Source organism: Pseudomonas sp. S07E 245, from assembly GCF_019599025.1.
GTDB classification, from domain to species: Bacteria; Pseudomonadota; Gammaproteobacteria; order Pseudomonadales; family Pseudomonadaceae; genus Aquipseudomonas; species Aquipseudomonas shirazensis.
The window spans coordinates 1,219,326-1,245,937 of record NZ_CP080625.1 but is presented as its reverse complement, the minus strand read 5'-3'; the positions used below and the strand labels follow the sequence as shown (position 1 = coordinate 1,245,937).

27 protein-coding genes are annotated in these 26,612 nt (G+C 62.1%); 16 read left to right on the top strand and 11 right to left on the bottom strand.

All coding sequences use genetic code 11. From position 1 onward, the window contains the following. Nucleotides 1-87 precede the first annotated feature (87 nt). The 6 genes from K3F44_RS05575 (at nt 88) to K3F44_RS05550 (ending at nt 7,634) form a co-directional block, all read left to right on the top strand. Nucleotides 88-1,320 carry a M20/M25/M40 family metallo-hydrolase gene (locus tag K3F44_RS05575; protein WP_101318951.1) on the top strand — a complete coding sequence of 411 codons (1,233 nt, stop codon included), beginning with the start codon at nt 88-90 and terminating at the stop codon, nt 1,318-1,320. 24 nt (nt 1,321-1,344) lie between these two features. Continuing rightward, the gene (gene glcD / locus K3F44_RS05570) at nt 1,345-2,844 is read left to right on the top strand and encodes a glycolate oxidase subunit GlcD (RefSeq protein WP_220633513.1); all 1,500 of its coding nucleotides are present in this window, start codon (nt 1,345-1,347) and stop codon (nt 2,842-2,844) included. After that, complete coding sequence (glcE, locus tag K3F44_RS05565) at nt 2,844-3,896, top strand: glycolate oxidase subunit GlcE (RefSeq protein ID WP_220633512.1); 1,053 nt, start codon at nt 2,844-2,846, stop codon at nt 3,894-3,896. The genes glcD and glcE overlap by 1 nt, the downstream gene beginning before the upstream one ends. 9 nt (nt 3,897-3,905) lie before the next feature. Beyond that, the gene (glcF, locus tag K3F44_RS05560) at nt 3,906-5,132 is read left to right on the top strand and encodes a glycolate oxidase subunit GlcF (RefSeq protein WP_220633511.1); all 1,227 of its coding nucleotides are present in this window, start codon (nt 3,906-3,908) and stop codon (nt 5,130-5,132) included. 244 nt (nt 5,133-5,376) lie between these two features. Continuing rightward, nucleotides 5,377-6,159, top strand: coding sequence for an EAL domain-containing protein (locus K3F44_RS05555; protein WP_220633510.1), 783 nt, complete (start codon nt 5,377-5,379; stop codon nt 6,157-6,159). 41 nt (nt 6,160-6,200) lie between these two features. Next, the gene (locus K3F44_RS05550; protein ID WP_220633509.1) at nt 6,201-7,634 is read left to right on the top strand and encodes a PLP-dependent aminotransferase family protein; all 1,434 of its coding nucleotides are present in this window, start codon (nt 6,201-6,203) and stop codon (nt 7,632-7,634) included. Here the strand turns inward: K3F44_RS05550 and K3F44_RS05545 are convergent. Further along, the gene (locus K3F44_RS05545) at nt 7,627-8,823 is read right to left on the bottom strand and encodes a CynX/NimT family MFS transporter (RefSeq protein WP_150569415.1); all 1,197 of its coding nucleotides are present in this window, start codon (nt 8,821-8,823) and stop codon (nt 7,627-7,629) included. The two genes, K3F44_RS05550 and K3F44_RS05545, sit on opposite strands and share 8 nt — an antisense overlap. Beyond that, nucleotides 8,820-9,278: a nucleoside deaminase gene (locus K3F44_RS05540; protein WP_101318939.1), complete on the bottom strand. Its 459-nt coding sequence runs from the start codon at nt 9,276-9,278 to the stop codon at nt 8,820-8,822. Before K3F44_RS05540 ends, K3F44_RS05545 begins: the two co-directional genes overlap by 4 nt. A 213-nt stretch (nt 9,279-9,491) precedes the next feature. Between K3F44_RS05540 and K3F44_RS05535 the strand changes: the two genes are divergently transcribed. Further along, nucleotides 9,492-9,929 (top strand): carboxymuconolactone decarboxylase family protein, encoded by a 438-nt coding sequence (locus tag K3F44_RS05535; RefSeq protein WP_103437148.1) that lies wholly within the window; start codon nt 9,492-9,494, stop codon nt 9,927-9,929. A gap of 7 nt (nt 9,930-9,936) precedes the next feature. Here the strand turns inward: K3F44_RS05535 and K3F44_RS05530 are convergent, their stop codons facing one another. Next, nucleotides 9,937-10,950, bottom strand: a complete 1,014-nt coding sequence (locus K3F44_RS05530) for an AraC family transcriptional regulator (protein ID WP_150571921.1) — start codon at nt 10,948-10,950, stop codon at nt 9,937-9,939. A 169-nt stretch (nt 10,951-11,119) separates the two neighbouring features. Between K3F44_RS05530 and K3F44_RS05525 the strand changes: the two genes are divergently transcribed. The 5 genes from K3F44_RS05525 to K3F44_RS05505 all read left to right on the top strand — a co-directional run bounded on the left by K3F44_RS05525 (nt 11,120) and on the right by K3F44_RS05505 (nt 15,508). Next, on the top strand, nt 11,120-12,304 hold the full coding sequence (locus tag K3F44_RS05525; protein ID WP_181107195.1) for an acetyl-CoA C-acyltransferase family protein: 1,185 nt from the start codon (nt 11,120-11,122) through the stop codon (nt 12,302-12,304). An 11-nt stretch (nt 12,305-12,315) separates the two neighbouring features. Further along, nucleotides 12,316-13,164 (top strand): 3-hydroxybutyryl-CoA dehydrogenase, encoded by an 849-nt coding sequence (locus tag K3F44_RS05520; RefSeq protein ID WP_101318930.1) that lies wholly within the window; start codon nt 12,316-12,318, stop codon nt 13,162-13,164. Between the two features lie 12 nt (nt 13,165-13,176). After that, a complete protein-coding gene (locus K3F44_RS05515) occupies nt 13,177-13,773 on the top strand; it encodes a TetR/AcrR family transcriptional regulator (RefSeq protein WP_220633508.1) in 597 nt (198 codons plus the stop codon). A gap of 92 nt (nt 13,774-13,865) precedes the next feature. Further along, nucleotides 13,866-15,260: an LLM class flavin-dependent oxidoreductase gene (locus K3F44_RS05510; RefSeq protein ID WP_220633507.1), complete on the top strand. Its 1,395-nt coding sequence runs from the start codon at nt 13,866-13,868 to the stop codon at nt 15,258-15,260. 68 nt (nt 15,261-15,328) lie between these two features. Continuing rightward, a complete protein-coding gene (locus tag K3F44_RS05505) occupies nt 15,329-15,508 on the top strand; it encodes a hypothetical protein (protein WP_181107198.1) in 180 nt (59 codons plus the stop codon). Nucleotides 15,509-15,591: 83 nt separating this feature from the next. Here K3F44_RS05505 and K3F44_RS05500 read toward each other — a convergent pair whose 3' ends face one another. Continuing rightward, nucleotides 15,592-15,984: a response regulator gene (locus K3F44_RS05500; protein ID WP_220633506.1), complete on the bottom strand. Its 393-nt coding sequence runs from the start codon at nt 15,982-15,984 to the stop codon at nt 15,592-15,594. Beyond that, the gene (locus K3F44_RS05495; RefSeq protein ID WP_220633505.1) at nt 15,981-16,268 is read right to left on the bottom strand and encodes a DUF6555 family protein; all 288 of its coding nucleotides are present in this window, start codon (nt 16,266-16,268) and stop codon (nt 15,981-15,983) included. The genes K3F44_RS05500 and K3F44_RS05495 overlap by 4 nt, the downstream gene beginning before the upstream one ends. Nucleotides 16,269-16,497: 229 nt before the next feature. Between K3F44_RS05495 and K3F44_RS05490 the strand changes: the two genes are divergently transcribed. Beyond that, nucleotides 16,498-17,190, top strand: coding sequence for a DUF421 domain-containing protein (locus K3F44_RS05490; protein ID WP_220633504.1), 693 nt, complete (start codon nt 16,498-16,500; stop codon nt 17,188-17,190). Here the strand turns inward: K3F44_RS05490 and K3F44_RS05485 are convergent. Next, nucleotides 17,171-18,607: an ATP-binding protein gene (locus K3F44_RS05485; protein WP_220633503.1), complete on the bottom strand. Its 1,437-nt coding sequence runs from the start codon at nt 18,605-18,607 to the stop codon at nt 17,171-17,173. The two genes, K3F44_RS05490 and K3F44_RS05485, sit on opposite strands and share 20 nt — an antisense overlap. Continuing rightward, a complete protein-coding gene (locus K3F44_RS05480; protein ID WP_101318913.1) occupies nt 18,594-19,364 on the bottom strand; it encodes a response regulator in 771 nt (256 codons plus the stop codon). Before K3F44_RS05480 ends, K3F44_RS05485 begins: the two co-directional genes overlap by 14 nt. A 106-nt stretch (nt 19,365-19,470) precedes the next feature. Between K3F44_RS05480 and K3F44_RS05475 the strand changes: the two genes are divergently transcribed. Both K3F44_RS05475 and K3F44_RS05470 read left to right on the top strand, forming a co-directional pair. After that, entirely contained in the window at nt 19,471-21,777 is a 2,307-nt protein-coding gene (locus tag K3F44_RS05475) for a TonB-dependent siderophore receptor (RefSeq protein WP_220633502.1), read from the top strand. Nucleotides 21,778-21,835: 58 nt separating this feature from the next. Further along, nucleotides 21,836-21,976, top strand: coding sequence for a hypothetical protein (locus K3F44_RS05470; protein ID WP_220634221.1), 141 nt, complete (start codon nt 21,836-21,838; stop codon nt 21,974-21,976). 20 nt (nt 21,977-21,996) lie between these two features. On the opposite strand, the gene K3F44_RS05465 is transcribed toward K3F44_RS05470, so the two are convergent. From K3F44_RS05465 to K3F44_RS05455, 4 genes are all read right to left on the bottom strand, one after another. Then, nucleotides 21,997-22,581, bottom strand: coding sequence for a flavin reductase family protein (locus K3F44_RS05465; protein WP_101318910.1), 585 nt, complete (start codon nt 22,579-22,581; stop codon nt 21,997-21,999). A gap of 53 nt (nt 22,582-22,634) precedes the next feature. Beyond that, a complete protein-coding gene (locus K3F44_RS24750) occupies nt 22,635-22,769 on the bottom strand; it encodes a hypothetical protein (RefSeq protein ID WP_256585731.1) in 135 nt (44 codons plus the stop codon). Nucleotides 22,770-22,797: 28 nt separating this feature from the next. Further along, a complete protein-coding gene (locus tag K3F44_RS05460) occupies nt 22,798-23,184 on the bottom strand; it encodes a nuclear transport factor 2 family protein (protein WP_220633501.1) in 387 nt (128 codons plus the stop codon). 321 nt (nt 23,185-23,505) lie between these two features. Beyond that, a complete protein-coding gene (locus K3F44_RS05455) occupies nt 23,506-23,793 on the bottom strand; it encodes a hypothetical protein (protein ID WP_101318908.1) in 288 nt (95 codons plus the stop codon). A gap of 745 nt (nt 23,794-24,538) precedes the next feature. On the opposite strand from K3F44_RS05455, the gene K3F44_RS05450 reads away from it, so the two are divergent. Further along, entirely contained in the window at nt 24,539-26,470 is a 1,932-nt protein-coding gene (locus K3F44_RS05450) for a PAS domain-containing sensor histidine kinase (protein ID WP_220633500.1), read from the top strand. Nucleotides 26,471-26,612 lie beyond the last annotated feature (142 nt).

Below are 26,612 nucleotides of genomic sequence, written 5' to 3'. Positions count from 1 at the left end.
CCAATCCTCACCTATTCAAGCCAAAGCCTTGCCGTAGAGCGCTGAGGGTCTAGGCTGACAGTTCAAGCCAATAAAAAGAGACCACCAATGCCGATGCCCCGCCCACCCTTTGCCGCCGCCCTCGCCCTGTGCCTGGCCTGCTCCCAGGCCATTGCCGCCGAACCGACCCCACAGGACCTGCTCAAGCAAGCCCAAGCCGAGCAAGCACATTATCTCGACACCCTCAAAAGCCTGGTCTCGGTCGACACCGGTACCGGCACCGAAGCAGGCCTTAGCCAGGTCAGCGCCGAACTGGTCAAGCGCCTCAAGGCGCTCGGTGCCCAGGTTGAAACCCATCCCGCCACACCTTCTGTTGGCGACAACATCGTCGGTACCTTCAAGGGCACCGGCAGCAAAGACTTCATGCTGATGGTCCACTACGACACGGTGTTCGGCCCCGGCACGGTGGCCAAGCGGCCGTTTCGTATCGAAGGCGAACGCGCCTACGGCCCCGGTGTTGCCGATGCCAAAGGCGGCGTGGCGATGATCCTGCACGCGCTCAAGCTGCTGCAGGACCAGCAATTCAAAGGCTACCGGACCCTCACCGTACTGTTCAATCCAGATGAGGAAATGGGCTCCGCCGGCTCCAAAAAGATCATCGCCGAGCTGGCCCGCAAGCATGATTACGTATTCTCCTACGAGCCGCCAGACAAGGACGCCGTCACTGTCGCCACCAACGGTATCAACCGCCTCAAACTCGAAGTCAAAGGCCGCTCCTCGCACGCTGGTTCTGCACCTGAAGAAGGCCGCAACGCACTGACTGAATTGTCCCATCAGATCCTCCAGTTGAAGGATCTGGGCGATGCCAACAAAGGCACCACGGTCAACTGGACCCTGGCAAAAGCCGGCGAAAAGGCCAACATCATTCCTGCCCTGGCCACGGCCGAAGCCGACATGCGCTATTCGGACTTGAGCGAAAGCGATCGCGTCGCGGCCGATGCCAAACGCATCGCACAAAAGCAGCTGATCGCCGACACCCAGACCAGCGTCACCCTCGAGAAAGGCCGCCCACCCCTGGCGCGCAATGAAGGCTCAAGCGCCCTGGCCACAACCGCCGGCCAGCTGTATGGCCAGATCGACCGCACGCTTGAGCCGATTGCGATGCGCTTTGGCACCGACGCCGGGTATGCCTACGTGCCGGGCAGCGCGAAGCCTGCAGTGCTGGAAACCATGGGTGTGGTCGGTGCTGGGCTGCATGGCGATGACGAGTACATCGAGCTGGCCAGTGTCGCACCGCGCTTGTACCTGACGGTGGCGATGATCAGGAAGCTAGCGCAGTAAGCCTTGCAGTCGTGAGGGAGCGCGATGAACATTCTCTACGATGAACGCGTCGATGGCCGGCTGCCGGCCATCGACCAGGCCGAGGTGCTGGGGGCGCTGCGCAGCGCCCTGCCCGACCTGGAGATGCTGCACCGCAGCGAGGACCTCAAGCCGTATGAGTGCGATGGCCTCTCGGTCTATCGCACCCTGCCGTTGCTGGTGGTACTGCCAGAGCGGCTGGAGCAGGTGCAGACGCTGCTCAGGATTTGCCACCAGCGCGGGGTGCCGGTGGTTGCGCGCGGCGCAGGCACTGGTCTGTCCGGCGGCGCCTTGCCGTTGAGCAAGGGCATCCTGCTGGTGATGGCGCGCTTCAACCAGATCCTTGAGGTCAACCCGCAGGGGCGTTATGCCAGGGTGCAACCTGGCGTGCGCAACCTGGCCATCTCTCAGGCCGCAGCGCCGTACGGCCTCTACTACGCACCTGATCCGTCGTCGCAGATCGCCTGTTCGATTGGCGGCAACGTGGCTGAAAACGCCGGCGGTGTGCATTGCCTGAAATACGGCCTTACCGTGCACAACCTGCTCAAAGTCGACATCCTCACCATCGAAGGCGAGCACCTGAGTCTGGGCAGTGATGCCCTGGACAGCCCGGGCTTTGACTTGCTGGCGCTGTTTACCGGCTCCGAGGGCATGCTCGGCATTGTCACCGAAGTCACCGTCAAATTGCTGGCCAAGCCGCAGGTGGCGCGGGTGCTGATGGCCAGCTTCAACAGCGTCGAGGACGCTGGCCGCGCGGTTGCCGAAATCATCGGCGCGGGGGTCATCCCCGCGGGCCTGGAGATGATGGACAACCTCGCTATCCGCGCCGCTGAAGACTTCATCCATGCCGGCTACCCGGTGGACGCAGCGGCGATCCTGCTGTGTGAACTGGATGGCGTCGAAGCCGATGTAACGGCGGACTGCGCGCGGGTGCAGGCCGTGCTGGAGCAGGCTGGGGCGAGCCAGGTGCAACTGGCTTGCGACGAGGCGCAGCGGGTGCGTTTCTGGGCCGGGCGCAAGAACGCCTTCCCTGCCGTGGGGCGGATTTCAGCGGACTACTACTGCATGGACGGCACGATTCCCCGCCGCCAGCTGGCGCGGGTGCTCAGTGCGATCGCTGAGTTGTCCGCCGAATATGGGTTGCGCGTGGCCAATGTGTTTCATGCCGGCGATGGCAATATGCACCCGCTGATCCTGTTTGACGCCAATGTGCCGGGCGAGCTGGAGCGGGCTGAAGCCATCGGCGGCAAGATCCTCGAGCTGTGCGTGGCGGTGGGTGGCAGCATTACCGGCGAGCATGGCGTCGGCCGGGAAAAGATCAATCAGATGTGCGCGCAGTTCAACAGCGACGAAATCACCCTGTTTCACGCGGTCAAGGCAGCGTTTGACTCGCGGGGGCTGCTCAACCCCGGCAAGAACATTCCGACCCTGCAGCGCTGTGCCGAATTTGGCGCCCTGCATGTACACCATGGCCAACTGCCCTTCCCTGACCTGGAGCGCTTCTGATGAGCCTTGCCGGTGATCTGAGCCAGGACCTGCTTGATCAGGTCAAGCAGGCGCTGGCTGCAAATACGCCACTGCGCATCCAGGGTAGCAACAGCAAGGCCATGCTCGGCAACCCCGTTGCAGGCGAGCTCATCGACACCCGCGGCCACAGCGGCATCGTCAGCTACGACCCTGCCGAGCTGGTCCTGACCGCGCGCGCCGGGACGCCACTGGCTGAAATCGAAGCCGCATTGGCTGAAGCTGGGCAAATGCTGCCTTGGGAACCGCCGCATCTGGGACCGGCAGCAACAGTGGGCGGCACGGTTGCAGCGGGGCTTTCCGGCCCACGCAGGCCCTGGGCGGGGGCGGTGCGCGACCATGTTCTCGGCAGCCGCGTCATCACCGGCCACGGCAAGTTGCTGCGGTTCGGCGGCGAAGTGATGAAGAACGTTGCCGGCTACGACCTGTCACGCCTGCTCACCGGCAGCTTCGGCTGCCTTGGGCTGCTCAGCGAAGTCTCGCTCAAAGTGCTGCCGCGACCGCGCCAATGCCTCAGCCTGCGCTTGCACATGCCTGCGCATCTGGCACTCAGTGCGCTCGCTGAATGGGGTCAACAGCCGCTGCCGATCAGCGCAGCCTGCCATGACGGCGAGGTACTCTGCCTGCGCCTGGAGGGTGGCGAAGGGTCGGTACAGTCGGCATTTCAGCGCCTCGGCGGCGAGCTGATCGATAGCCGCTTCTGGGACGATCTGCGCGAGCAGCGGCTGGCGTTCTTTGCCGATTCGCAGCCGCTCTGGCGCCTGTCGCTGCCAATTGCCTCAGGCCCCACCGGCCTGCCAGGGCGCGAGCTGATCGACTGGAGCGGCGCCCAGCGCTGGCTGAAGTCCACAGCACCCGCTGCGCAGATCCGCAGCCAGGCCGCTGCCCTCGGAGGGCACGCCACGGCCTATTCAGCAGTTGCTGACAGCTTTACCCCATTGCCCGCAGCGCTGCTGCGCTACCACCGAGCACTCAAACAGCAGCTCGACCCCCAGGGCATCTTCAATCCCGGGCGTATGTATGCAGACTTGTGAGGGCAGATCATGCAGACCAATCTGAGCGAAGCAGCCCAAGGCCTGGCCCGCGGCGCAGAAGCCGAGCGCATTCTGCGCTCCTGCGTGCACTGTGGTTTCTGCACCGCCACCTGCCCCACCTACCAACTCCTGGGCGACGAGCTGGATGGGCCACGTGGGCGGATCTACCTGATCAAGCAAGTGCTGGAAGGCGCGCCGGTCACCGCCAGCACCCAACTGCATCTGGACCGCTGCCTGACCTGCCGCAACTGCGAAAGCACTTGCCCCTCAGGCGTGCAATACCACGACCTGCTGGACATCGGCCGCGCCGTGGTCGAGGCACAGGTACCCCGCCCGCTCGGTCAACGCCTGCTGCGTGGCGCGCTGCGCGCCGTGGTGCCACGGCCAACCCTGTTCCAGGCGCTGACTCGCAGCGGCCAGGTACTGCGCCCGCTGCTACCGGCGGGTCTAAAAACCAAGTTGCCTGCAAGCGTGACAGCGCCAGGCCTGCGCCCGGTGCCGCGGCACAACCGTCGCGTGCTCTTGCTTGAAGGCTGCGTACAAGCAGCATTTTCACCCAACACCAACAGCGCCACCGCACGCGTGCTCGATCGCCTCGGCATCAGTGTCGAGCCAAGCCCGGCGGCGGGCTGCTGCGGTTCGGTGGAGTATCACTTGAACGCCCAAGAGCAGGGTTTGCAACGCGCCCGGAACAACATCGATGCCTGGTGGCCGGCGGTTGAGGCCGGCGCTGAAGCCATTGTGCAGACCGCCAGCGGCTGCGGCGCGTTTATCCATGAGTACGGCCATTTGCTTGCCCACGACCCGCTGTACGCCGGCAAAGCCGCCCGCATCAGCGCCCTCGCCCGTGACCTGGTGGAGGTTGTGCGCGCCGAGCCGCTGGAGCTGCTCGGCCTGTGCCGCGAACAACGGCTGGCGTTCCACTGCCCCTGCACGCTGCAACATGCGCTCAAACTCGGCGGTGCGGTGGAAGCCGTGTTGACACGGCTGGGCTTCAGTCTCACCAGCGTGCCGGACGGCCACCTGTGCTGTGGCTCGGCAGGTACCTACTCGCTGACCCAGCCCGAGTTGGCCCGGCAACTACGCGATAATCGCCTGGACGCGCTGGAAAGCGGCAAACCGCAGATCATCGCCACTGCCAATATCGGCTGTCAGACCCATCTCGACGGCGCGGGCCGCACGCCTGTGCGGCACTGGATCGAAATCGTCGAGCAAGCGTTGACCGCGCAGGGCTGATCAACTCGCTTGATCTGTTTTCAAGAGTGGCGCAAAAACGCTCTGAAACGTACCCTGCAGCCGTAATGCCAAAGTGCCATGCGTCGGTTTTCGCCACGCGCGTCCACTGTTTTTGCATACCATGCGCACATTGATGCAGTCATACCGTATATCGGAGTTGTCTACCTCAGGAAGAGGCCCGCACGTTCAAGCCATTTCCGCCTCTGGCGAGATGTTGATACCCAGCCATCAAGAGGCACCCGCAATGAACATTTCCAGCACCGGCGAAACCCCTTCCCCTGGGTGCCGCCACTGTCGTGACAGCGAACCGCTGCCGTTTGCCATCAGCATGGCCTTCCAGCCGATCATCGACGCGTCAAGTTCGGCCGTATTCGCCTACGAGTCCTTGGTCCGCGGCACCGATGGCAGCGGTGCCAAGAGCATCCTCGACCAGGTCACTCAGGCCAATCGCTACAAGTTCGACCAGTCGTGCCGGGTCAAGGCGGTGGAGTTGGCCACCAAGCTCGCGCTGCCGACCTACCTGAGCATCAACTTCCTGCCCAACGCGGTGTATCAGCCAGCCGCGTGTATCCGCGCCACGCTCGATGCTGCTCAGCGCTTCAACTTCCCTACCAATCGGATCATCTTCGAATTCACTGAAAACGAAAGCATGGTCGACAAGCAGCACCTGCGCGGCATTGTGCTCGAGTACCAGAAGCTTGGCTTCAAGACCGCGATCGATGACTTCGGAGCTGGCTATTCGGGGCTGGGTCTGCTGGCAGAGTTTCAGCCAGACATCATCAAGATCGACATGGAGCTGATCCGCGATATTCACCAGAGCCGCGCACGCTGCGCGATTGTCGAAGGCATCGTCGGTATCTGCCGCAAGCTCGACATCACGGTGATCGCCGAAGGTATCGAGCGCGTCGAGGAGTACCTGACACTGCGCAGCCTGGGCGTCAATCTGTTCCAGGGCTATCTGTTTGCCCGCCCTGGCTTCGAGACACTGCCGGACGTGCATTGGCCTGGCCGCGAAACTGTCTGCTAGAGCAGGTATCCTGAGCATTCAGACGCGCTCGGGAACGCTCCATGGAACTGCACATTCGCCTCGAAGGGGGCAAAGGCCTTGCCGATCAGCTCTATCAGCAGCTGCGCGCCGGTATCGACAGCGGCCACCTTGCGGCGGGTAGCCAACTGCCGCCAACGCGCTTGCTGGCCGAGCAATTGGGCGTGTCGCGCAAGACCGTTGCCGAGGCCTATTCGCGCCTGACCTACGACAACTTGCTCAGCGCCGTGGTTGGCCGCGGCACATTCATCAGCCAGCGGCGCGCGCCTCAGGCAACCCCTACGGCGGTGGTCGAACTGGCGGCCAGCGCGTCGCTGCAACGCTGGCAGCAACGGGCGACGGTGCTCGCCAGGCCCGGTTTGGACAGCCCGTCGCGCTATGACTTCATCGGTGGCGCTTCGACCAAGGCACAGTTCCCGTTCGACCAATGGCGCAGCTGCATGCAGTACGCCCTGCGCCGCAGCCAGCGCCACCCCGAACGGCAATTCCATGCCCAGGGCCTGGCGGAGCTGCGCGAAGCCATCGCCCATCACATTGCCTACGCCCGCGGCGTGCATTGCAGTGCGGCGGACATCCTGGTCTGCAACGGTGCCCAGCAAGCGCTGGACCTGATCGCCCGGGTGCTGGTCGAGCCGGGCTGTCGAGTGGCCATGGAAGACCCCGGCTATTCACCGGCGCGCCAGCTGTTTCTCGCTCTGGGCGCTCAACTGCAATCGGTGCCGGTGGATAAGCAAGGCCTGTGCGTTGAACAGATCGAGCCTGGCACGCGGCTGATCTATGTGACGCCATCGCATCAATTTCCGCTGGGCATGCCGATGAGCGAAGCACGCCGCCAGGCCCTGCTGGACAAGGCCGCTGAGCTGGGCGCGCTGATCATCGAAGACGACTATGACTGTGAGTTCCGCTATCAGGGACCAACCAGCGATGCCCTGCAGCGACTAGACCGGCACGGCCTGGTGGCGTATGTCGGGACCTTTTCCAAGACCTTGCTGCCGGAATTGCGCCTCGGCTATGCGGTGCTGCCGCCCGCGGTACTGCGCGCCGCCTGCGTGGCCAAGCACCTGAGCGATCTGCACAGCCCGGCCCTGCAACAGTGGGCACTGGCGCGGTTTATCAACGAGGGCTACCTGAGCAAGCACATCCGCCGTTGCCACGAAATCTACAGCGCCCGCCGCGGGCGGATCCTGCAGCGTTTGCAGGGGGACCTGGCGCCATGGTTCAGTGCGGTGCCGGCCAATGCTGGCTTCCACATGAGCGCGCTGGCCAGCCCCACTGTCGATGTCGAGTTGCTGATCAAGCTGGTGCGCAAGGTCGAGGTCGGCCTGTATTCACTGGCGCCGTTCTTCAGCGAGGTGCCCGTACGCCCTGGCCTGCTACTGGGCTTCGGCGCCATCGAGCTACTGGATATCGACCCGGCGCTGGACCGGGTCGCCGATACCCTGCGCCAGATCAGCTGAGCGGCTGCACCTCGGCACCACGTGCTGGCCGGGCCATCGCGCCAGCGTAGCCCTGCGGGACGAACCGAGCGGTGACCAGCAACATGGCCACTACCGTCAGCGTGAGCAAGGTCCATGAGGCCTCAAAGTCGCCGGTGACATCGCGCAGCCAGCCGGTGATGTACGGCACGATGCCGGTAATGATAAAGCCGATACCTTGCACGAAAGCCGCCAGGCTTCCCGCCTCTGCCGGAGTTTTCAGATGCTCCAGAGTCAAGGTCAGGCTCAGGCTGAAACATGAGCCCAGACCAAAACCGATCAAGCCGACCCACAACCCCATCGCGCTGTTGGGTGCCAGCAGCAGCCCGCTGAAGCCGCACAGTTGCACCAGCAACGCCAGCCACAGGCCAGGCCGGCGATCCACCAGATGGCGCAACAGCCATGGCATCCCCAGCGCGCCGATGACCTGGAACACGGTCATCAAACCGACCAGGTCACCCCCGCCCTGAGCGGTGCCGCCGTGCTCCAGGTGATAGGCCGGCAGCCACGCCACCATGCTCGTATAACCGCCGTTGATCAGGCCGAAGTACAGTGCGAGCAACCACGCCCGGCGATTGCCGAACCAGTGCCCGCGCGCCGCGCCCGGTGCCTGTGCAGGCGCCTGGCGTGGACGCAACACGCCCCAGGCAAGCATTGCCAGCAGCGCCGGCACTGCCCAGATGCCAAGGCCGACCTGCCAGCGCTGAAAGTACTCGCTGATGTGCGGGCCAAGCACCGCCGCCAGGCCGCCGCCGGTCATCAACGCCGCTGAATAAAGGCCCATGCTGGTTGCCAGCCGCTGCGGGAACCAGCGGTTGACCAACCCCGGCATCATGCCTTGCACCAGCGCCACGCCGATCCCGGCCAGCAAAGCACTGACGATAAGCGCCCAGGCGCTGGCCACCTGCAAACGCCACAGGCATGCCGCAGCGATGGCGCCCAAGCCGAACAGCATGCCGCCATGCTCACTCAGCCAGCGTCGCAGCCAGGGCTGGGTCAAGGGCACCAGGCCCATGCACAGCACCGGCAACGCAGTCAGCAGCGCCGCTTGCTGATAGCCAAGGCCGGTACTGGCGCGCATCGCTTCAAGCAACGGCCCGATACTGGTCAGGATCGGCCGCAGATTAAGCGCCAGGAGCATGATCAGCAGCAGGTTCAATGCACCTCTCATACCTGCTGGGCCTGCTGCCATTGTTGATACAGGCCAGCCTCGCCCTGCGGCTTGAGTGGCCGCAAAGGCAAGCTTTGCTGTTGCGCCGGCTTGGCCATTTCAGCGTATACGGCAGCGGTCGACAGGCCGAAGGCAGCGCCCTCGTCGTTGTCGTAGGCAAACCATGCACGCTCGATGCCGCACAGGTGCATGGCCGCCAGACACATCGGGCACGGGTGACCGCTGGCGTAGACCTCTGCGCCGTCCAGGCGCGCGGTGCCGAGCACCTGCGACGCCTGGCGGATAGCCTGCATTTCGGCATGGGCAGTTGGGTCCTGGCTGCTGTGGATCTCATTGACGGCACGCGCCACTACCTGACCTTGATAGACCAGCACAGCCCCGAACGGACGGCCGCCGGCCTGAATATTCTCTCGGGCCAGATCCAGCGCTTCGCGCATATGGCTTGGGTTGGACATGAATGAATCTCCGGTAAGCGATGCGCTGATTATCCCGACTCCAGGGTCAAGGCTGAAATGAAGAGATTGGATGCCTGTCAGTGGCCACCTGAATAGCGCCATTGGCCTCCTGGCAAAGCCGGGGATTGGCTATCGGGCGCCACGCTGCCCGGCGCTAAGCTTTGCGCAACAGCCCGCCAGCCGGCGGCCTCTAGCACCTACCGGAGCCAAACCATGCACAGTCGCCTTGAATGGGCCAAACACGCGCCCGAAGCCTACAAAGCCATGCTCAGCCTGGAGCAGGCGCTGGCCAACAGTGGCCTGGAAACCTCGCTGCTCGAGCTGATCCGCCTGCGCGCCTCGCAGATCAACGGCTGCGCCTACTGCGTCAACCTGCACAGCAATGATGCGCGCAAGGCCGGCGAAACCGAGGCCCGTTTACAAACCTTGCTGGTCTGGCAGGAAACCCACTACTTCACCCCTCGCGAGCGGGCGGCGCTGGCCTGGGTCGAGAGCCTGACCAAGTTGCCTGAACACGGTGCGCCGCAAGACCAGTATCAAGCGCTGCAGGAGCATTTCGAGCCTGCCGAAGTGGTCAACCTGACGCTGGCAATTGCCACCATCAACGCCTGGAATCGTTTCGGCGTAGGGTTCGCAATGATCCCGGCCTGAGCTGGGGTTACTCGCGTCCGAGCAGCCGCGAGCGGTAGCTACCAGGGCTGTGCCCGGTCCATTTCTTGAACGCGCGGTGAAACGCGCTGGGCTCCTGGAAACCGGTCTGCTCGGCGATTTCAGCAACGCTCAAGAGGCCCTCGCGCAGGCGTTCGAAGGCCATCGCCCGACGTACTTCGTCCTTGATCTGCTGGTATGAGCGCCCTTCGCGCTGCAACTGCCGGCGAAAGCTGCTGGCGCTCAAACCCTGCTGCTCTGCCAGGCCGACCAGCGTCGGCCACTCGCCATAATCGCGGGCCTTGAGGTGGCGATAAACCTTCGCCACCAGGCCGTTCTGATTGCGAAAGCGAATGACCAGTCCTTGCGGCGCAGTGCGCAAAAAAGTCTTCAGGGCGGCCAGGTCCTGCACTACGGGCAGGCGCAGGTCGGCACTGTTGAACTCCACCTCGGTACGGCCACTGCCCAGGCGCAGGTCAGCGCCCCACAGCAGCGTGTCGTCTTCCAGTGGAGGACGTGCAATGGCCAGCTCGGTGCGTTCGATCTGCAACCGGCGCCCGCCCAACCAGCACAGCAGACCGACCACCAGCACCAGATAGGTTTCCTCGGCATACCCCCGGGTCAGCGGATCGGCAATGCTCGACTGCACGCTGATCACTGTGCGCGAGCCACGTACGCTGATCGAGCCACGCAGGTCGCGCAGAAACAGGCCGAAATTGCCCAGGCACTGACGCAGTGCTTTGTCCAGGCTGGGCTCCTGGATCAACCCCCGGCAGATCAAGGCAAAGCTGCCCAGCGGCATGCCATGGCTGTCGAGGCGGAAAAATTCGTCGTCCAGCACCTGAATCAAACTTAACCAGAGCTGGGCAAAGGCCTTGGCCGGCACCCGTGCCTCCGGGTCTTCAAGCAGCTCAGGGGATATGCCGACGGCGCGCAACTGTGCATCGCGCAACTGCGGCTGATCAGCCAGGGCATGCAGCATGGCCTGGAGAAAATACACCGCGACCGAATCGCTATCGCGCATGGCTGGGGTTCGCTTGTCTATGCTGAGTGGCAAAAAACGCCAGGTTGAATGAGCAGATCCGACATAGGCCGCCAGGCAGGCATTGCCTAGACTCGGGCCATCCACAGATGGCGGCCATTCTCGCAGAGCCTGGCCCCGTCCCGCTACGCCTTCGCAACTGGAGCCCGCCATGAGCAGTACAGAAATCTACGTAGTCAGTGCCGTCCGTTCCGCCATCGGAGGCTTTGGCGGTGCCCTCAAGGACCTGCCGCTGGCCGACCTCGCCACGGCGCTGGCCCGTGCTGCCATCGAGCGCTCCGGCGTGGCTGCCGAGCAGATTGGTCATGTGGTGATGGGCAACGTCATCCCCACCGAAGCCCGCGATGCCTATCTGGGCCGAGTGGCGGCGATGAATGCCGGCATTCCCAAGGAAACCCCGGCCTTCAACGTCAACCGCCTGTGCGGTTCGGGCCTGCAAGCGATCGTCTCGGCCGCGCAAAGCTTGCTGCTGGGCGACACCGATATCGCCCTGGCGGCCGGCGCCGAGTCGATGAGCCGCGCGCCGTACCTGCTGCCACAGGCGCGCTGGGGCGCACGCATGGGGGATCTGCAAGGCATCGATTATCTGGTCGGTGTGCTGCAGGACCCGTTCGAGCATTTCCACATGGGCATCACCGCCGAGAACGTCGCGGCCAAGCACGGCATCACCCGGCAGATGCAGGACGAGCTGGCGCTGACCAGCCAGCAACGCGCCGCCCGGGCGATTGCCGAAGGCCGTTTTGACAGCCAGATCGTGCCGCTGGAACTGAAAACCCGCAAAGGCCCAGTGCAGTTCGCCGTCGACGAGCATGTGCGCGGCGATGTAAGCGCCGAGCAGTTGGCTGCGATGAAGACTGTGTTCAAGAAGGACGGTACGGTCACCGCAGGCAATGCCAGCGGCATCAACGACGGCGCCGCCGGCCTGGTGCTGGCCACCGGTGAAGCGGTACGCCGGCTGGGCCTCAAGCCGCTGGCGCGGTTGGTAGCCTACGCACATGCCGGCGTCGAGCCGGCGCTGATGGGCCTGGGACCGATTCCGGCTACGCAAAAAGCGCTGCAAAAGGCCGGCCTGACGGTCAATGACCTGGATGTGATCGAGTCCAACGAGGCGTTTGCCGCGCAAGCCTGCGCAGTGGCTCGCGCGCTGGATTTCGACCCAGAGAAGGTCAACCCGAACGGCTCGGGCATCTCGCTCGGTCACCCGGTCGGCGCCACCGGTGCAATCATTGCTACCAAAGCCATCCATGAACTGCAGCGGGTGCAAGGCCGTTATGCCCTGGCGACCATGTGCATCGGCGGCGGTCAAGGCATCGCTGTCGTCTTTGAACGCGTATAAGGAGCGGCTTTGTGAGCATTGAACGGATTGCAGTGATTGGCGCCGGGACCATGGGTAACGGCATTGCCCAGGTGTGCGCAGTGGCGGGCTATCAAGTGCTGCTGATCGACGTCAGCGATGCTGCGCTGGAGCGCGGTATGGCGACCTTGAGCAAGAACCTTGAACGCCAGGTCAGCAAGGGCACGCTGGAGGCCGAAAAGGCTGCTGCGGCAAGTGGCCGGATTCGTACCAGCACCGATTATGCAGACCTGCGCGAGGTGCAGTTGTTGATTGAGGCTGCGACCGAAAACCTCGAGTTGAAGCAGCGCATCCTGCAACAGGCCGCGGCCAACGTCAGTAGCGCTTGCCTGATCGCGACCAACACCTCATCGCTGTCGGTAACCCAGCTGGCCGCCAGCATCGAGCACCCCGGGCGTTTTATCGGCGTGCACTTCTTCAACCCGGTGCCAATGATGGCGCTGGTGGAAATCATCCGTGGTTTGCAGACAGACGACAGCACCTACGCCCAGGCTCTGGTGGTGACCGAAAAGCTCGGCAAGACGCCGATCACAGCTGGCAACCGTCCGGGCTTTGTGGTCAACCGGATCCTGCTGCCGATGATCAATGAAGCGATCTTCGTGCGCCAGGAAGGCCTGGCCAGCGCTGAGGACATCGACACCGGCATGCGTCTGGGCTGCAACCAGCCTATCGGCCCGCTGGCGTTGGCCGACCTGATCGGCCTGGACACCGTGCTGGCGATCATGGAGGCATTCGTCGACGGCTTCAACGACAGCAAGTACCGCCCTGCTCCGCTGCTGCGGGAAATGGTCGCGGCCGGTTACCTTGGCCGCAAAAGCGGTCGCGGCTTCTTCACCTACTGAGGAGCGCCTGCCATGTCGGCCAATGCCGCTCTGCGCTGCAGCAATTTTGACAAGCGTCGCGACAAGGCCATGGCACTGTTCGCCGCCAAGGGCTTTGGCCAGGTCAGCATGCGTGAGCTGGCGGCGCATGTTGGCCTGACTGCAGGCTCGTTGTATCACCATTTTCCGAGCAAGCAGGATTTGCTCTATGACCTGATCGAAGAGCTGTACGAGGAGCTGCAGGCGACCCTCGACCAGGGCCGCAAGGCCTTGGCCCGAGGCAAGCCGGCGCTGCCTGCGGTGATCGCAGCGCACTGGCAACTGCACGCCGAGCGCGGCTTGCAGTTTCGCCTGGCCGAACGCGATCTGTGTTGCCTGAGCGATGAACAGCAGGCGCGGCTGGCGCTGGTTCGCCTGCGTTATCAGGCGGGCTTGCTGAAGTTGGTGGCACCACAGACACGCCTCAGTGGTCCGGCGCTGGCGGCCACCGGGCAAGCGCTCGGTACCCTGCTCAATCAACTGCCTGGCTGGCTACAGGGCCGCGGGTTGCCCGAGGATGAGGGCCTGCGCTTGATGCAGAGCCTGCTGCTGGGCGGTATCGAGCGCACCCTCAAAGATGCGGTCATATAGCCGCAACAGAGTCTTATATTCCCAATAAGTCGTTTATTTAGATTTTTTAGTGCGCTTCAATCTAACGAATTCTGTTGGACTGGAGCCGCAACTTGAGCACTTCGCCGCACCCGGGAGCTGATCCCAAACCTTTGCTGTTTGCCCTGTATGAACAAGTCAGTGTCGGCTGTGGCGGTGCGCCGAGCCTGTGGACCCACCCGGCCGACGAACGCCTGGGCATCAACTCGCTGAGCTACTGGTCGAACCTGGCGCGAATCGCCGATCAGGCCAACCTCGACATGCTGTTCTTTGCCGATGTGCTGGGCTTCTACGATGGCTATGGCGGCACAGCCGACGCGGCCCTCAAGTGGGCCGTCGAAGCGCCTGCCAATGATCCGCTGATGATCATCCCGGCGTTGGCTGCAGTGACTGAAAACCTCGCCTTCGGGGTCACCGTCAGCACCAGCTACGAACATCCCTTCACCCATGCCCGGCGCTTCAGCACGCTGGATCACCTGAGCAATGGCCGGGTTGGCTGGAACATCGTCACCTCTTACCTGAACAGTGCCGCGCGCAACTTCGGCCTGGAACAGATGATCAAGCACAATGACCGCTACGAGCGTGCCGAAGAATTCCTCGATGTGGTCTACAAGCTGTGGGAAGGCAGCTGGGCGCAGGACGCGGTGGTCGCCGACAAGTCCCGCCAACTCTATGCCCAGGGTGAACGCGTGCGGCCGATCAACCATGTTGGCGAACACTACCGCGTCGCCGGCCCGCACCTCAGCTCACCGTCGCCGCAACGAACCCCGCTGCTGATCCAGGCCGGCTGGTCCGGGCGCGGGCGCGAGTTTGCCGCCAAGCACGCCGAGCTGATCTTCATCGCCAAGTCCAACCCGCTGGAAATCCGTCAGGGTCTGGATGAAATATGGGCTCAAGCGCAGGCCCGTGGTCGCCAGGCCGACGATGTAAAGTCGCTGACGGTGCTGCGGATCGTCACCGCCAAGACTGAAATCGAGGCGCAGCGCAAATACGAGCAACTGCAGAGCAACTACCACCTGCAAGCGCAACTGGTGAGCTATGCCGGCGACACGGGCATCGACATCAGCCGCTATGCCGACAACGAACCCCTGGCGACCCACACCGAAGGCCTGACCTCGTACATGATGCGCCCTGACGGCAGCGGCAAGCCGCTGACCGCTGGCGATGTCAAACAGCGCTTTGCCAGCGTCACCCGAGGCACCGACCTGATCCTGGTCGGCACGCCTGAGCAGGTAGCGCAGCGCATCGAGGAGCACGCAGCAATCTCCGGCACCAGCGGCTACATGATCAACCCGCTGATCAGCCCAGGCAGCCTGGAAGACTTTGTCGAACTGGTGATCCCGGCCTTGCAGAAACGTGGCCTGTACCGCACCCAGCCACAAAGCGGCACCTTGCGTTCACGCCTGCGCAATGACGGCTCCAGCTACCTGCCGGCTTCGGCCCATGGCGCGTCGTTCCGTTTTGCCTGATCAGCAGTAGGAGCATGGTGCGCATAGCTGTAGGATGGCGGCTCGTTGAATCATCTGTGGTTTTTGCAATGAACAAATTGATCCTGCCTGTCGCCATCTTTCTCAGCGTCATCCTTGCCGGCAAGGTAGCCGAGCACTACGCCGTCGAGGGCAGCTGGCGCATCGGCCTGCTGTGCCTGGTTGCAGTAGTCGTGCAGATCGTGGTCAGCCGCATCCAGCGCGCCCGTCGCGAGAATGCCGAGTCGTAATGCCATTGGTCAGTGGCACTGTTGACACCGCGAAGACGCGTGCGCAACGCGCCAACATCAAGCTACCGCCGGCTGAGGCGTGGCTAATCGCCGTCGAGCGCGGCGAACACCGCTGCGCTCAACTGTTGGACTGACCACGGTTTCATCAGAAAACGCTGGTCAGCGCCCAGATCGCTACTCCGAAGGGCATGCCCGGAGGTAACCAGAACAGGCGTTGCGGGCCAGCGCTGGCGCACCATCGCCGCCAATTCCAGCCCTTTGATATCTCCCGGCAAGGAGTGGTCGACAATCACCAGCGAGTATTGATCCTGACGCTTGAGCAATGCCATCAGGCCATCCTCGGCGTTGGCGAACGCCGAACATTGCGCACCCAGTTCGCTGAGGATTGCGCACATCAACTCCTGCAACAGGGGCTCATCCTCGATCACCAGTATCGACTTGCCGGTCAGCACGGCACCTTCGGACGTGAATTTCACTGGGATTCCTCGACCGCGCTGCTCGCTGACGGCTGTTCGAGAGCAGCTGCCGGGCCTGCCCCTGCGAGCCGCCAGCGCACGTTCTCCAACCCGTAGCGTTCAGCCATGGGCCGGCTGACATGTTTTATATTGTGCTGACCGAAGCGCGGGATGAGCGCAATCCCGGCATCACAGCCCGCCCAGTGCCACGCCAAGGCATTGTCCATCCGCTCCAGTCGGATAACGAAGTTGCGCTCGGCGCCGCGAAGCGTGTATTCAACGATGTATAACTTTTGACCCAACATTGAGCAGTCCTCCCCTAAGTATTTAGGACTGCCTGGCAATTCTGAAAATTCACTAATTTACAGTTTCATTTACATTCTCCAGCGTGCGCGGCGCTTTCTTGTACATAATAAATATATTGTACAAATAATAGGCCCAATTCGTTTCATAAGGGCAGCCTTGGCGTTTGATGAACTGCGCCATGCCAGTCGCGGTCAATCCTAGCGAAGCCAATCGAAATCGAGGTCATGGATGGAGTCGTTCGAGTTGCAACGCATGCTGCTGGGCGACCTGCCCTGGGCGTTTCTGCTGGAAGTCGCCTGCCGTGTACTGGCCGCGTTTCTAGCGGTGTTCTTGTTCCTCAAGTTCAGTGGCCGACGTGGGATCAAGCAACTCTCGCGTTTTGAGTTGGTGGTGATTCTGACCTTGGGTTCCGCTGCGGGTGATGTCACTTTTTATGAAGATGTACCACTACTGCCTGTTGCGCTGGTATTTGTGACACTGCTACTGCTCTATCGGGTAACCATCTACATCATGACGCGTAGTAAAACCTGTGAAGCCTGGATCGATGGTGTACCCATTACCGTAGTGAAAGACGGCATCTATGAAATCCACTCACTGCGCAACTTGAATATCTCGTCCAAAGAATTGTTCATGGAGTTGCGCCAGCAAGGCGTCGAACATCTGGGCCAGGTCAGGCTTGGACTTCTGGAAACGGACGGCAATGTCAGTCTGTACTTCTACACCGCCGAAGAAACCCGGCCCGGCCTGTCGGTTCTGCCTGATGAGCATCGCCCGGAGTACAAGGTACCACCCGGCCCTGGGCTGTACTGCTGTGTAAGCTGCGGCCTGAGCGTATTCCACGACAGCGCCGAACAGCGCTCATGCGCGCGCTGCGGGCATGGCGTGTGGTCACCCGCCCTGACTACCGTGCGCAACCTTTGATGGGCGCGGTGTCGGCCTTGCGTTGGGCGATGAAAATACGCACGCAAAGCCCGCCGCCCTGGCGGTTGCTCAAGAGCAGGCTGCCCTGATGATTTTCTGCGATGCGCTTGGCGATGCTCAGCCCCAGCCCGTAACCGCCGGACTGGCAATTACGCGAGTGATCACCGCGCACGAAGGGCTGAGTGATGACCTGCAGCTGGCTGTCGGCAATGCCCGGGCCGCGGTCGTCGACCTGGATCAGCACGCCCTGCTCGGTCCGTTCCAGTCGCACCTCGACCTGCTGCGCATAACGCAGGGCATTGACCAGTACGTTCTGGATGCAGCGCAGCAACAGCACCTCATTGGCATAGACCGCGCCAGCATGGCCGCTGATGGGCAGGCGCTCTTCAGCACTGCACAGCTCGACGCAGGCGCTGCGCACCAGCCGGTCGACATCGATGATCTGGCAGGTGTGCTGCTTGGCACTTTCCAGGTAGTCCAGCACCTGGGCGATCATCTGGTCCATCTGCTGGATATTGAGCTTCAGGCGCTGGCTGTCCGGGCTGTCGCCCATGCGCTCTACGCGCAGGCGCATGCGGGTCAAGGGCGTGCGTAAATCGTGGGATACCGCGGCCAGGAAAAAGCTCTGGTCATTGACCATGGCGATAATCCGCTGCTGCATGGCATTGAACGTATGCGCCGCCTGGCGCACCTCTGAAGGCCCTTCTACCCGCAGCGGCGGTTGCTCCAGGCTCTCGCCCAGCGCCCGCGCAGCGTCGCTCATCCTGCGCAGCGGTTGCAGGCACAACCGCACCGCCAGCCAGCACACGGCGAGCACTGCAAGGATGCGCAGGACGTACACCCTGATTACGTAATCGGCTATCAGCGCCCAGGCCGACTCACCACTCCAGCCCTGCAGCTCTTGGCCGCTGACCTGCAGCCAGTGGCCGTCGGCCAAGGCCACGGCAAAGCGCACATGGGCCATGGCCGTCTGCAAACCGAACAGGCTCGGCCAGGTGACCGGCTGCCCTTGCGGGTCGGTGAGCTCGACACTCAGCACCCGCACCCTCTGCTCACGGCCAAGCTCGTACGCCAGGGCCTGCTCGAGCAACAGACCGGTTCGGCGCAGGCCCTTCTGCCGCTCAGCTGTGCTGGGGGACTGCACGCAGCTGGCCTGATAATGCGCCGGTGCCTGAATGGTCACCACGGGGTCACAGCCGGCCGTGTCCAGCAGCGGCGCAGTGCGGCTGGCGATCAGCCGCACCGGCGCCTCGAGCACTTGGGCAAAGCGCACGTCAAACCAGATGCTGCTCGACAGCAGCTGAATCGCCACCGTGCCGCTGACCATGATCAGCGTCAGCTGGCCAAACAGCGATTTCGGCCAAAGCCGCCGGAGTGATCTGCGCAGGCGGGTGCGCGGGTGTTCAGTGTCGCGCATCTGCAGCGCCGAGGCTCAAAAGGTAGCCCTCGTTACGTACAGTCAGTATCTGCACTTCGCCTTGGGGCGCAGCCTTGAGCAGTTGGCGAAGACGGCTGATGCACATGTCGATGGAGCGATCGTCTGCGGTGTAATCGCGGCCCATCGCACTGCGCGTCAGATGCTCGCGGGTCAGCACCTGGTCGGGCGCAGCCAGCAGTTCGCGCAGGACCCGGAAGTCCGAGCGCGGCAATGTGCAGGCCGTACCATCGGCGGCCGTGAGCAGACGTTTGACAGGATCAAGGCGATAGCCGGCAAAGCGCTGTGGCAGATCCGGCCGTTGCTCGGCTGCAGCGTCGGCGCGCGCTGAACGGCGCAGCACGGCCTTGATCCGGGCGAGCAATTCGCGCGGTTCGAACGGCTTGGCCAGGTAATCGTCGGCGCCTACCTCAAGGCCAATGATGCGGTCGAACGCCGTGCCCTTGGCCGACAGCATGATCACGCTCAAGCCAGGTTTGGCCTGGAGTTGCCGGCACAGGCTCAAGCCATCTTCGCCAGGCAGCATCACGTCGAGCACCACCAGGTCCACCGGTTCCCGTGCCAACTGCTGCCACATCTCGCTGCCACTGGCGGCGGCCAGTACCCGATCGCCGCTTTCGCTCAAGTAATCGCAGAGCAGTTCGCGGATCTCGTCATCGTCATCGACCACCAGAAACGTTCTCGCCGACGCAAGCCGGGCGACCTCCGCACGGTCGATAAAACCTTCATTACATTCCATTACATACCCATACAAGCCGCTGATAGAGCGCGCAGAAGCGATGCATAAAATGCTAGCAAAAATCATCTGCGAATACGATGAATTACCAATTGCACAGCAGGGCATCATGACCATTCATTCCGCGCATACACCGCTTGCGATCGCAAGCAAACACCCACGTCTGTACTGCCGCCGCTCGCCATTGCCCCTGGCAATCGGCCTGGCCCTGGGCAGCCTCAGCCTGCACGCCAACGCCGAGAGGGTCGTCGAACTGGATGCAGTCAACGTCGATGGCCAGATGCCGGTTGAGAACAGCACCGAACAGTTGGGCTATACCGTCAACAGCACCACCAGCTCCACCGGGCTGAAGCTCAAACCCCGCGAGACGCCGCAGTCAGTCACGACGATCACCCAGGCGCAAATGGCGGATCGACAGATCACCAACATCGAGCAGGCGCTGGATACCACGCCCGGCGTCAGCATGAGCAAAATGGAAGTTGGCGGCCGTACCGAGTACCGCGCGCGTGGTTACCCGATCACCAACTGGAAGGCAGACGGCTTGCAGTTCCCCGGCGGCTCGGACTTCAGCGGCGCAGGCACGGCGCTGAACATGGACATGTATGAACGCATCGATATCGTCCGGGGCGCCAACGGCCTGATGGGCGGCACCGGTGACCCATCGGCCACCGTCAACCTGATTCGCAAGCGTCCAGGCAAGGCATTTGGCGGTAGTGCCTACATCACTTACGGCAGCTGGGACAAACGCCGCTTGGGCGCCGACCTGAACCTGCCGCTGACGGAAGACGGCAGGCTGCGCTCGCGGCTGGTGATGACCCAGCAGGATGCCAACTCGTTCCGCGACAATCAGTCCGAGCGTTCGCGCGCGGCACTGGCCAGCTTCGAGTTCGACTTGAGTGATGCCACCACCCTGGGCGCTGGTTACCAGTACGAATACAGCAAGATTGTTGGCGGTGGCTGGGGCGCGAACATTCCGATCTGGTACGGCGACGGCAGCAAGACCAAGCTGCCGCGCAGCAGTAACCTGGTGCCCAGCTGGAGCTTTGGCGAGTACGAAACGCGCACCACCTTCGGCTCGCTGGAGCATCACTTCGACAACGACTGGAGCCTGAACCTGAAGGCGGCGCAGAGCACCACTGACGCGCTCAACCACCGCGGCCTGGCCAAGGTCAACTCGGTCGGCCGCGGCGTATATGGCGGCTACTGGAACCAGGACGGCAGCGGCGCGGTGCTCAACGGCCTGCACAGCTCGACCGACACGACCCAGCAATCGGCGCAGATCGATGTCAGCGGCCCGTTCGAAATGCTTGGTCGCAGCCATCAAGCCATGCTCGGCTACAGCGACAGCCGCACGGTTGCCTGGTCGCCGCAGTACACCTGCAACATGGTCAGCGCCGACCGCACCAGCGCCAACACCCTCGGCTGCCAGTTCCGCGCCAACAACGGCTTCCCGATCAGCAACTGGCATGATGGCGTGGACGACGATTACGCCATCAATGCCTACAAGACCGGCCTGCACAGCAAGACCACCACCCGCCTGCAGGGCATGTACGCGGCGACACGCCTGAGCATTACCGACCCGCTGTCGGTGATCGTCGGCGCCCGCGTCAGCAATTACAGCAGCACTACCCGCAGTACCGCAGGCGTGCGCAGCAACCAGGAAGAAAACGGCATCGTCACTCCGTACCTGGGAGCAGTCTATGACCTCAACGACAATTACTCGCTGTACGCCAGCTACACCGATATTTTCACCCCGCAGAGCGAAGAAAGCGTCAGCGGCAGCAAGATTGAGCCAATTCGTGGCCAAAGCTATGAAAGCGGCATCAAGGGCGAATGGCTGGGAGGCCTGCTCAACGCCCAGGCGGCGTACTTCCTGACCCGTCAGGAAAACAAGGCCGTCACCGACAGCGACAATCTGACGCCAACCGGCGCCCAGGCCTACAAGGCCGGTTCAGGGGTGGAAACCGACGGTATCGATCTGGAAGTTTCGGGTGCCCTTACTCCGGACTGGAACCTTTATGCCGGCTACACCTACCTGCATTTGCGCAGGCTCGATGCGGACGGTCGCAGCGACCCGTCGCACCTGTTCAAGGCCTCGACCACCTATCGCCTGTCTGGCCCACTCGATCGTTTGACCGTCGGAACCGGCGTTACCGCGCAGACCAACATCCGCGCCAACTCCACCCCCGCTGGCCAGCCCAGCAACGGCGTAAGCCGCGCTGCCACGGACGTCAACTGGTCGGGTTATGCGATCTGGAGTGCGATGGCCAAATACGACATCAATGACGATGTCTCGCTGACGCTCAATGCCAACAACCTGTTCGACAAGCATTACTACACCCGCTACGGGTTCTATGCCGGTGCCATCTATGGTGACCCGCGCAGCCTGTCGTTGACGTTGAAGACGGCTTTTTAGGGATAACCCGCTCAGACGCCTTTGGCCATGTCAGCTCACAGACTTCTCGGGGCGCAAAGTGCAGAGGATTTTCCGCATCGTCGAAAGCGGTACCAACACGCTCAACGTGCTTGGCAATGCGATTGCTCCTCTGGTGATTGCTCGCTGGGAGGGAGAGACGCTCAAGGGGACCGCCACCGAACGCATTTTTGTGCTGTGACAATCGTTTATCGACTGGCCTTATTCAGCCTTGGATTCGACGTCGACGGCCTCACCGATCGCATAGAAGTGGCCGCCAGCGACATAGTGCAGGCTGCGCAAGTTGGGATCAGCAGTCTCGAAGTGCCAGTGCCCGTCACGAAACACCCGCGTATCGGCCCAGGCCCCTACGACCTCGGCAATGAACAGATCGTAGCGATCCTGGTTGTGCGGCTCGGGGATCAGGCGGCAGGCAAGCCAGGCTGAACACCCCGCAACCAATGGCAGATCGTGGCCGGGCACAGCAAACAGCTCGACCGCGCTGCGCGCCAGTTTGTCCGGTTGCTCGAGCAAGCTACGGTGGCCGACCTGGAAGGTAAGCTCAGCCTGCGCTACGGTCGGAATCTGGATCACGAACTGGCCACTCTGCTCGACCAGCTCACGAGTCTTGGCGATTTTATCCAGCACCACCGTCAACTTGGGCGGCGAGAAGTCCAGCGCACACGCCCAGGCCGCAGCCATCACGTTGTCCACGCCAGCATGGCGAGCAGAGACCAGGACCGTCGGGCCGTGGTTGAGCAGCCTGTAGGCTTTTTCCAGCGCGACTGCTGCAATGTGTTCATTCATGGGTACATGCTCCAGCTGTCCGAGCGCATCGACTGCGCGCCCGGAGCATTGATTCAAGCCGAAGGCTGGCTCTCGAAATGTGCCAGCAGGCTGTCATGGCCAGCTACGATCAATTCGCGGATAGCCTCGACCTGCTGGCCTTGCGAGTCCAGCCCGCGATTATCGAAGCTGGCAGACCATTGGATCACAGTCCTGCTCTTGGTGTAGAGCGTAGATTCAGGGCGCTACGTGGGTGTGGTAAATCTTGCTGATCACTTTCCATTCACCTTCGACTTTCAGCAGATTGAAAAAATCGGTGAAGCAGAAACCGGAAATATCATTGGTATCGATCCGCGCGCTGGCGGCAGTACCCACAATATCAACATTGACAATCACACCTTGGGCTTCGGGCGAAGGTCGGAAAGATGGTTTGTCGATGGTGTCGAACAACTCCTGAATGGCGCCCCCGACCAACTTGTTGTTGCCATCAAGCCCAAAAATAGTGGCCTGATCGCTTGAGGCCGGCTGCATGATACGGCTGTCCGCTTGCTTGCCGCCTTCGTTGTATTTTTTCAGCACTGCAACGATGGCGCTATATTCAGCGACGAAGTTAGATTTGCTCACGGTTATTCAGTATGAGACGGGTTGAAGGCGCTGAAAAAGTCAGTTCAAGAGGCGTTGGCTGTTTGTCATTGCTACATCAAAAGGCTGTTCCGAATGGGTAACCTTGACCAGCAACGACACCTAGCCAAAGCTGATAAATACCTTCAGCCAGGACCGTTGGCGGCGAAGCCGCGCTGATCGAGCCATCCGCCTGGCCTTGCTCGACCATGCTGGTGATTCTCTGTGTGCTGACGCGTGTCTGATTGGGATTCTTCATAGGGCGCAGACGCTACCAAAAATGGCAATCTTCGTCAGGGCCCACTGCCGCGCCGCCCTACGCAGCTAGGCGACACGTTTGCCGAGCCGCTGCTCCTTGATCAAATGCCTTGCTCGCCCTACCCCCCAGGCCAATGCGTGCGTCATTGATTCTCCAGGACGAGAATCGTAAGCCTCCTCGTGCAGCGACATTCCGCTCGCGGCATAGATCCCGATGAACAACTGCGTCTGGCCAGTGCGTGCCAAGCGCACCTGAACGTCGATCATGACACCACTCTCGAGCTTCTCGTCATGACCTCGATGGTGCAGCGCGGGGTCGGCCCAACTCCAGAACACATCACCGCGAATTCGCATGGCATCCTCCTGCGACTTTAATCCTATCGTTACCCAACATAGCGCTTCAGGTTGTCGAATCAACTACATCAGTGCAAACAGGGTAACGTTCTGATAAACGGCAAAAAAACTTATACAAAACGAAGAGTTTTGCATAACGCCGGATATCTAACTGATTCACCGTTGCATGCAGTGCAACTCCCGCATAAATATTTCCAACGCCTTGGGAACTATACCGTCGAAGCTGAGCAACTATTGACTCAGCCGAACTGCATCCACTTTGACGCTAAGGTCCAAATGGTTAGCCATTGCCCACGACCAGCGCGTGATACGCCGCAAGTGCCACCGACTAACGAATCCGTTTACCAACGAGAAAGCTCGCCAGCAGCCACTTGTACAAGCCGGCATAGTCGTGGCTCAGATCGATGCCCAGGCTTGCGGCGCCGACCTCCATCACCCCTCGCCGCTGACAGCACTTTGAACCGGTCGAATTTGCCATCGTCCAGTTCTGTTGCCTGCCAGGTTCAGCGACACAACAATTGCGGTACAGGGCGCGAATGCCTCAGTCCAGGGCATGCCGCATATCGCACCATGACCATTCGCACTGAACTCCACGAGCAAGCATGGCCTCTCCTGCGTAATCACGCGTGATCCGACCGGGTCTGCATGGCAACTTTCAGCTCAGGGACAGCTCATGGAACATCGACCAACACTTCGAACTGAACGCGCCGGGCCGCCGCTGTCCGCGACAGGTAGCAGTAGCACCGTGCATGACAGCGAGTTGCGCTTCCGCGCACTGGTCAGTGCCAGCAGTACCACCCTCTACCGCATGAGCCCCGACTGGACTCAGATGCATGAGTTGACCGGCCAGGGCTTTCTCGAAGAGACCGCTCAGCCATGCCAGGGCTGGATCGAGAAATACATTCCAGACGCAGACCGCACCCAGGTGTTGGCGGCAGTCGAGCAAGCGATCCGCACCCAATCCGTGTTCGAACTGGAGCATCGAGTGTTACTCGCCGACGGCAGTTTTGGATGGACCCACTCCAGAGCGGTGCCTATCTTTGACCAGTCCGGCGAGCTCATCGAGTGGTTTGGTGCAGCCAGCGACCTGACCGAGCGCCACCGCAGCCAGGCACGGCTCGATGAGAGCGAAGCGGCCTTCGAGCTTCTGGCCAACACCATGCCGCAGCTGGCGTGGGTATGCGATGCACAAGGCAGTGTGGTGTTCGTCAACAACCGCTGGCAGGAATATTTCGGCGCGGCGGTCGATGGTGCGGGTAACGGGCTGATGACGCATGCTGGTGTTCACCCTGAGGACGTTGGCAAAACAGTGCAAGATTTCGCACTGGCCCGGGCGAGCGGGCAGGACTTCACGACCGAACATCGCCTCTGCGGGCAAAACGGCACCTACCGCTGGTTCATGGTCCGCGCTACGCCCTATCGAGAGCCGCATTCAGGGCAGATCCTGCGCTGGTACGGCACTTCCACCGACGTGCATGACCGGCATGACGCAGAAGACCAACTGCGTAACTTCAACGAACAGCTGGAAGTTGAGGTGCAAGCGCGCTCACGCGACCTGCTCGCCGCCGAGGCGCAACTGCGGCAAATGCAGAAGCTTGAAGCCATCGGCCAGCTCACCGGTGGCGTGGCCCATGACTTCAACAACATTCTAACCATCATCCGCAACGCAGCAGAGTTGCTGCGGCGCAATCCCGGCGCGGGCGACAAGCAACACCGTTTCATCGACCTGATCCTGGAAACTGCTGACCGAGCGACCAAACTCACCGGGCAACTGCTGGCCTTCGCCCGCCGCCAGACATTGAAGCCAGAAACCTTTCTGGCGGCGCAGCGCGTGCAGCAAATTGCCGAGATGCTGCGCAGCATGGTCGGGGCGAACATTCGTATCGAGCTGTCACTTCCAGAGCAGGACCACTACGTCAACACCGATCCAAATCAATTCGAGACGGCGCTGGTCAATCTGGTAATCAATGCCCGCGATGCAATGCAGGGCGCGGGCGACATAACGCTGGCAGTGAGTGCCGCACCTGCGCTTTCTTCGCCAGCCAGTGCGCCGACTGTGATCATCAGCGTTACTGACCAAGGGCATGGCATCGATGCGGCCAACCTTGAACGGGTGTTCGAACCCTTCTTCACCACCAAAGCCGTCGGCAAGGGCACTGGCCTGGGGCTGTCCCAGGTGTATGGTTTCGTCAATCAGTCCGGTGGCCAGGTCAGCGTCGAGAGCGAGCTGGGAACGGGCACGACGATGAGGATCGCGCTGCCCGCAGCAACCCCGCCTCCCCCTTCGCAACAAGAGATTGCAGTGCCATTGGCAGTAAACGACGCTCAGGTGCTGCTGGTGGAAGACAACGCACAGGTTGGCGAAATTACCGTCAGCCTGCTCCAGGAACTTGGCTACAAGACCCAGTTGGTGAGCAGCGCAGCAGCCGCTATCGAGCTGCTGCAAGGCCGACACCCGCCAGTTGACGTGGTGCTCTCCGACGTAGTGATGCCGGGCATGACCGGGCTGGAACTGGCTGATGTGATCAGCGAGCGCTGGCCGGGATTGCCGGTGGTGCTTGCCAGTGGTTACAGCAGCGCCCTTTCCCAGGGTTCCCAGCGCCACCCTCAGCTACTGAAAAAACCTTACGCGATCGACGACCTGCTCAAGGCCCTGAACCACGCGTTGCAGCGCTGAACGAGCCATGCCAGCGCTGTGCGCTGAACTGGTGCGCCCTGCCCTCCCGTGCAAATTCTGAGTGCAACGTAAGTGAACAGCGTCCAATAGAGTTACTCGCCAGCGCGAGTCGGGCGGGTGCTGGGCGAGTTATGGCCCGCTG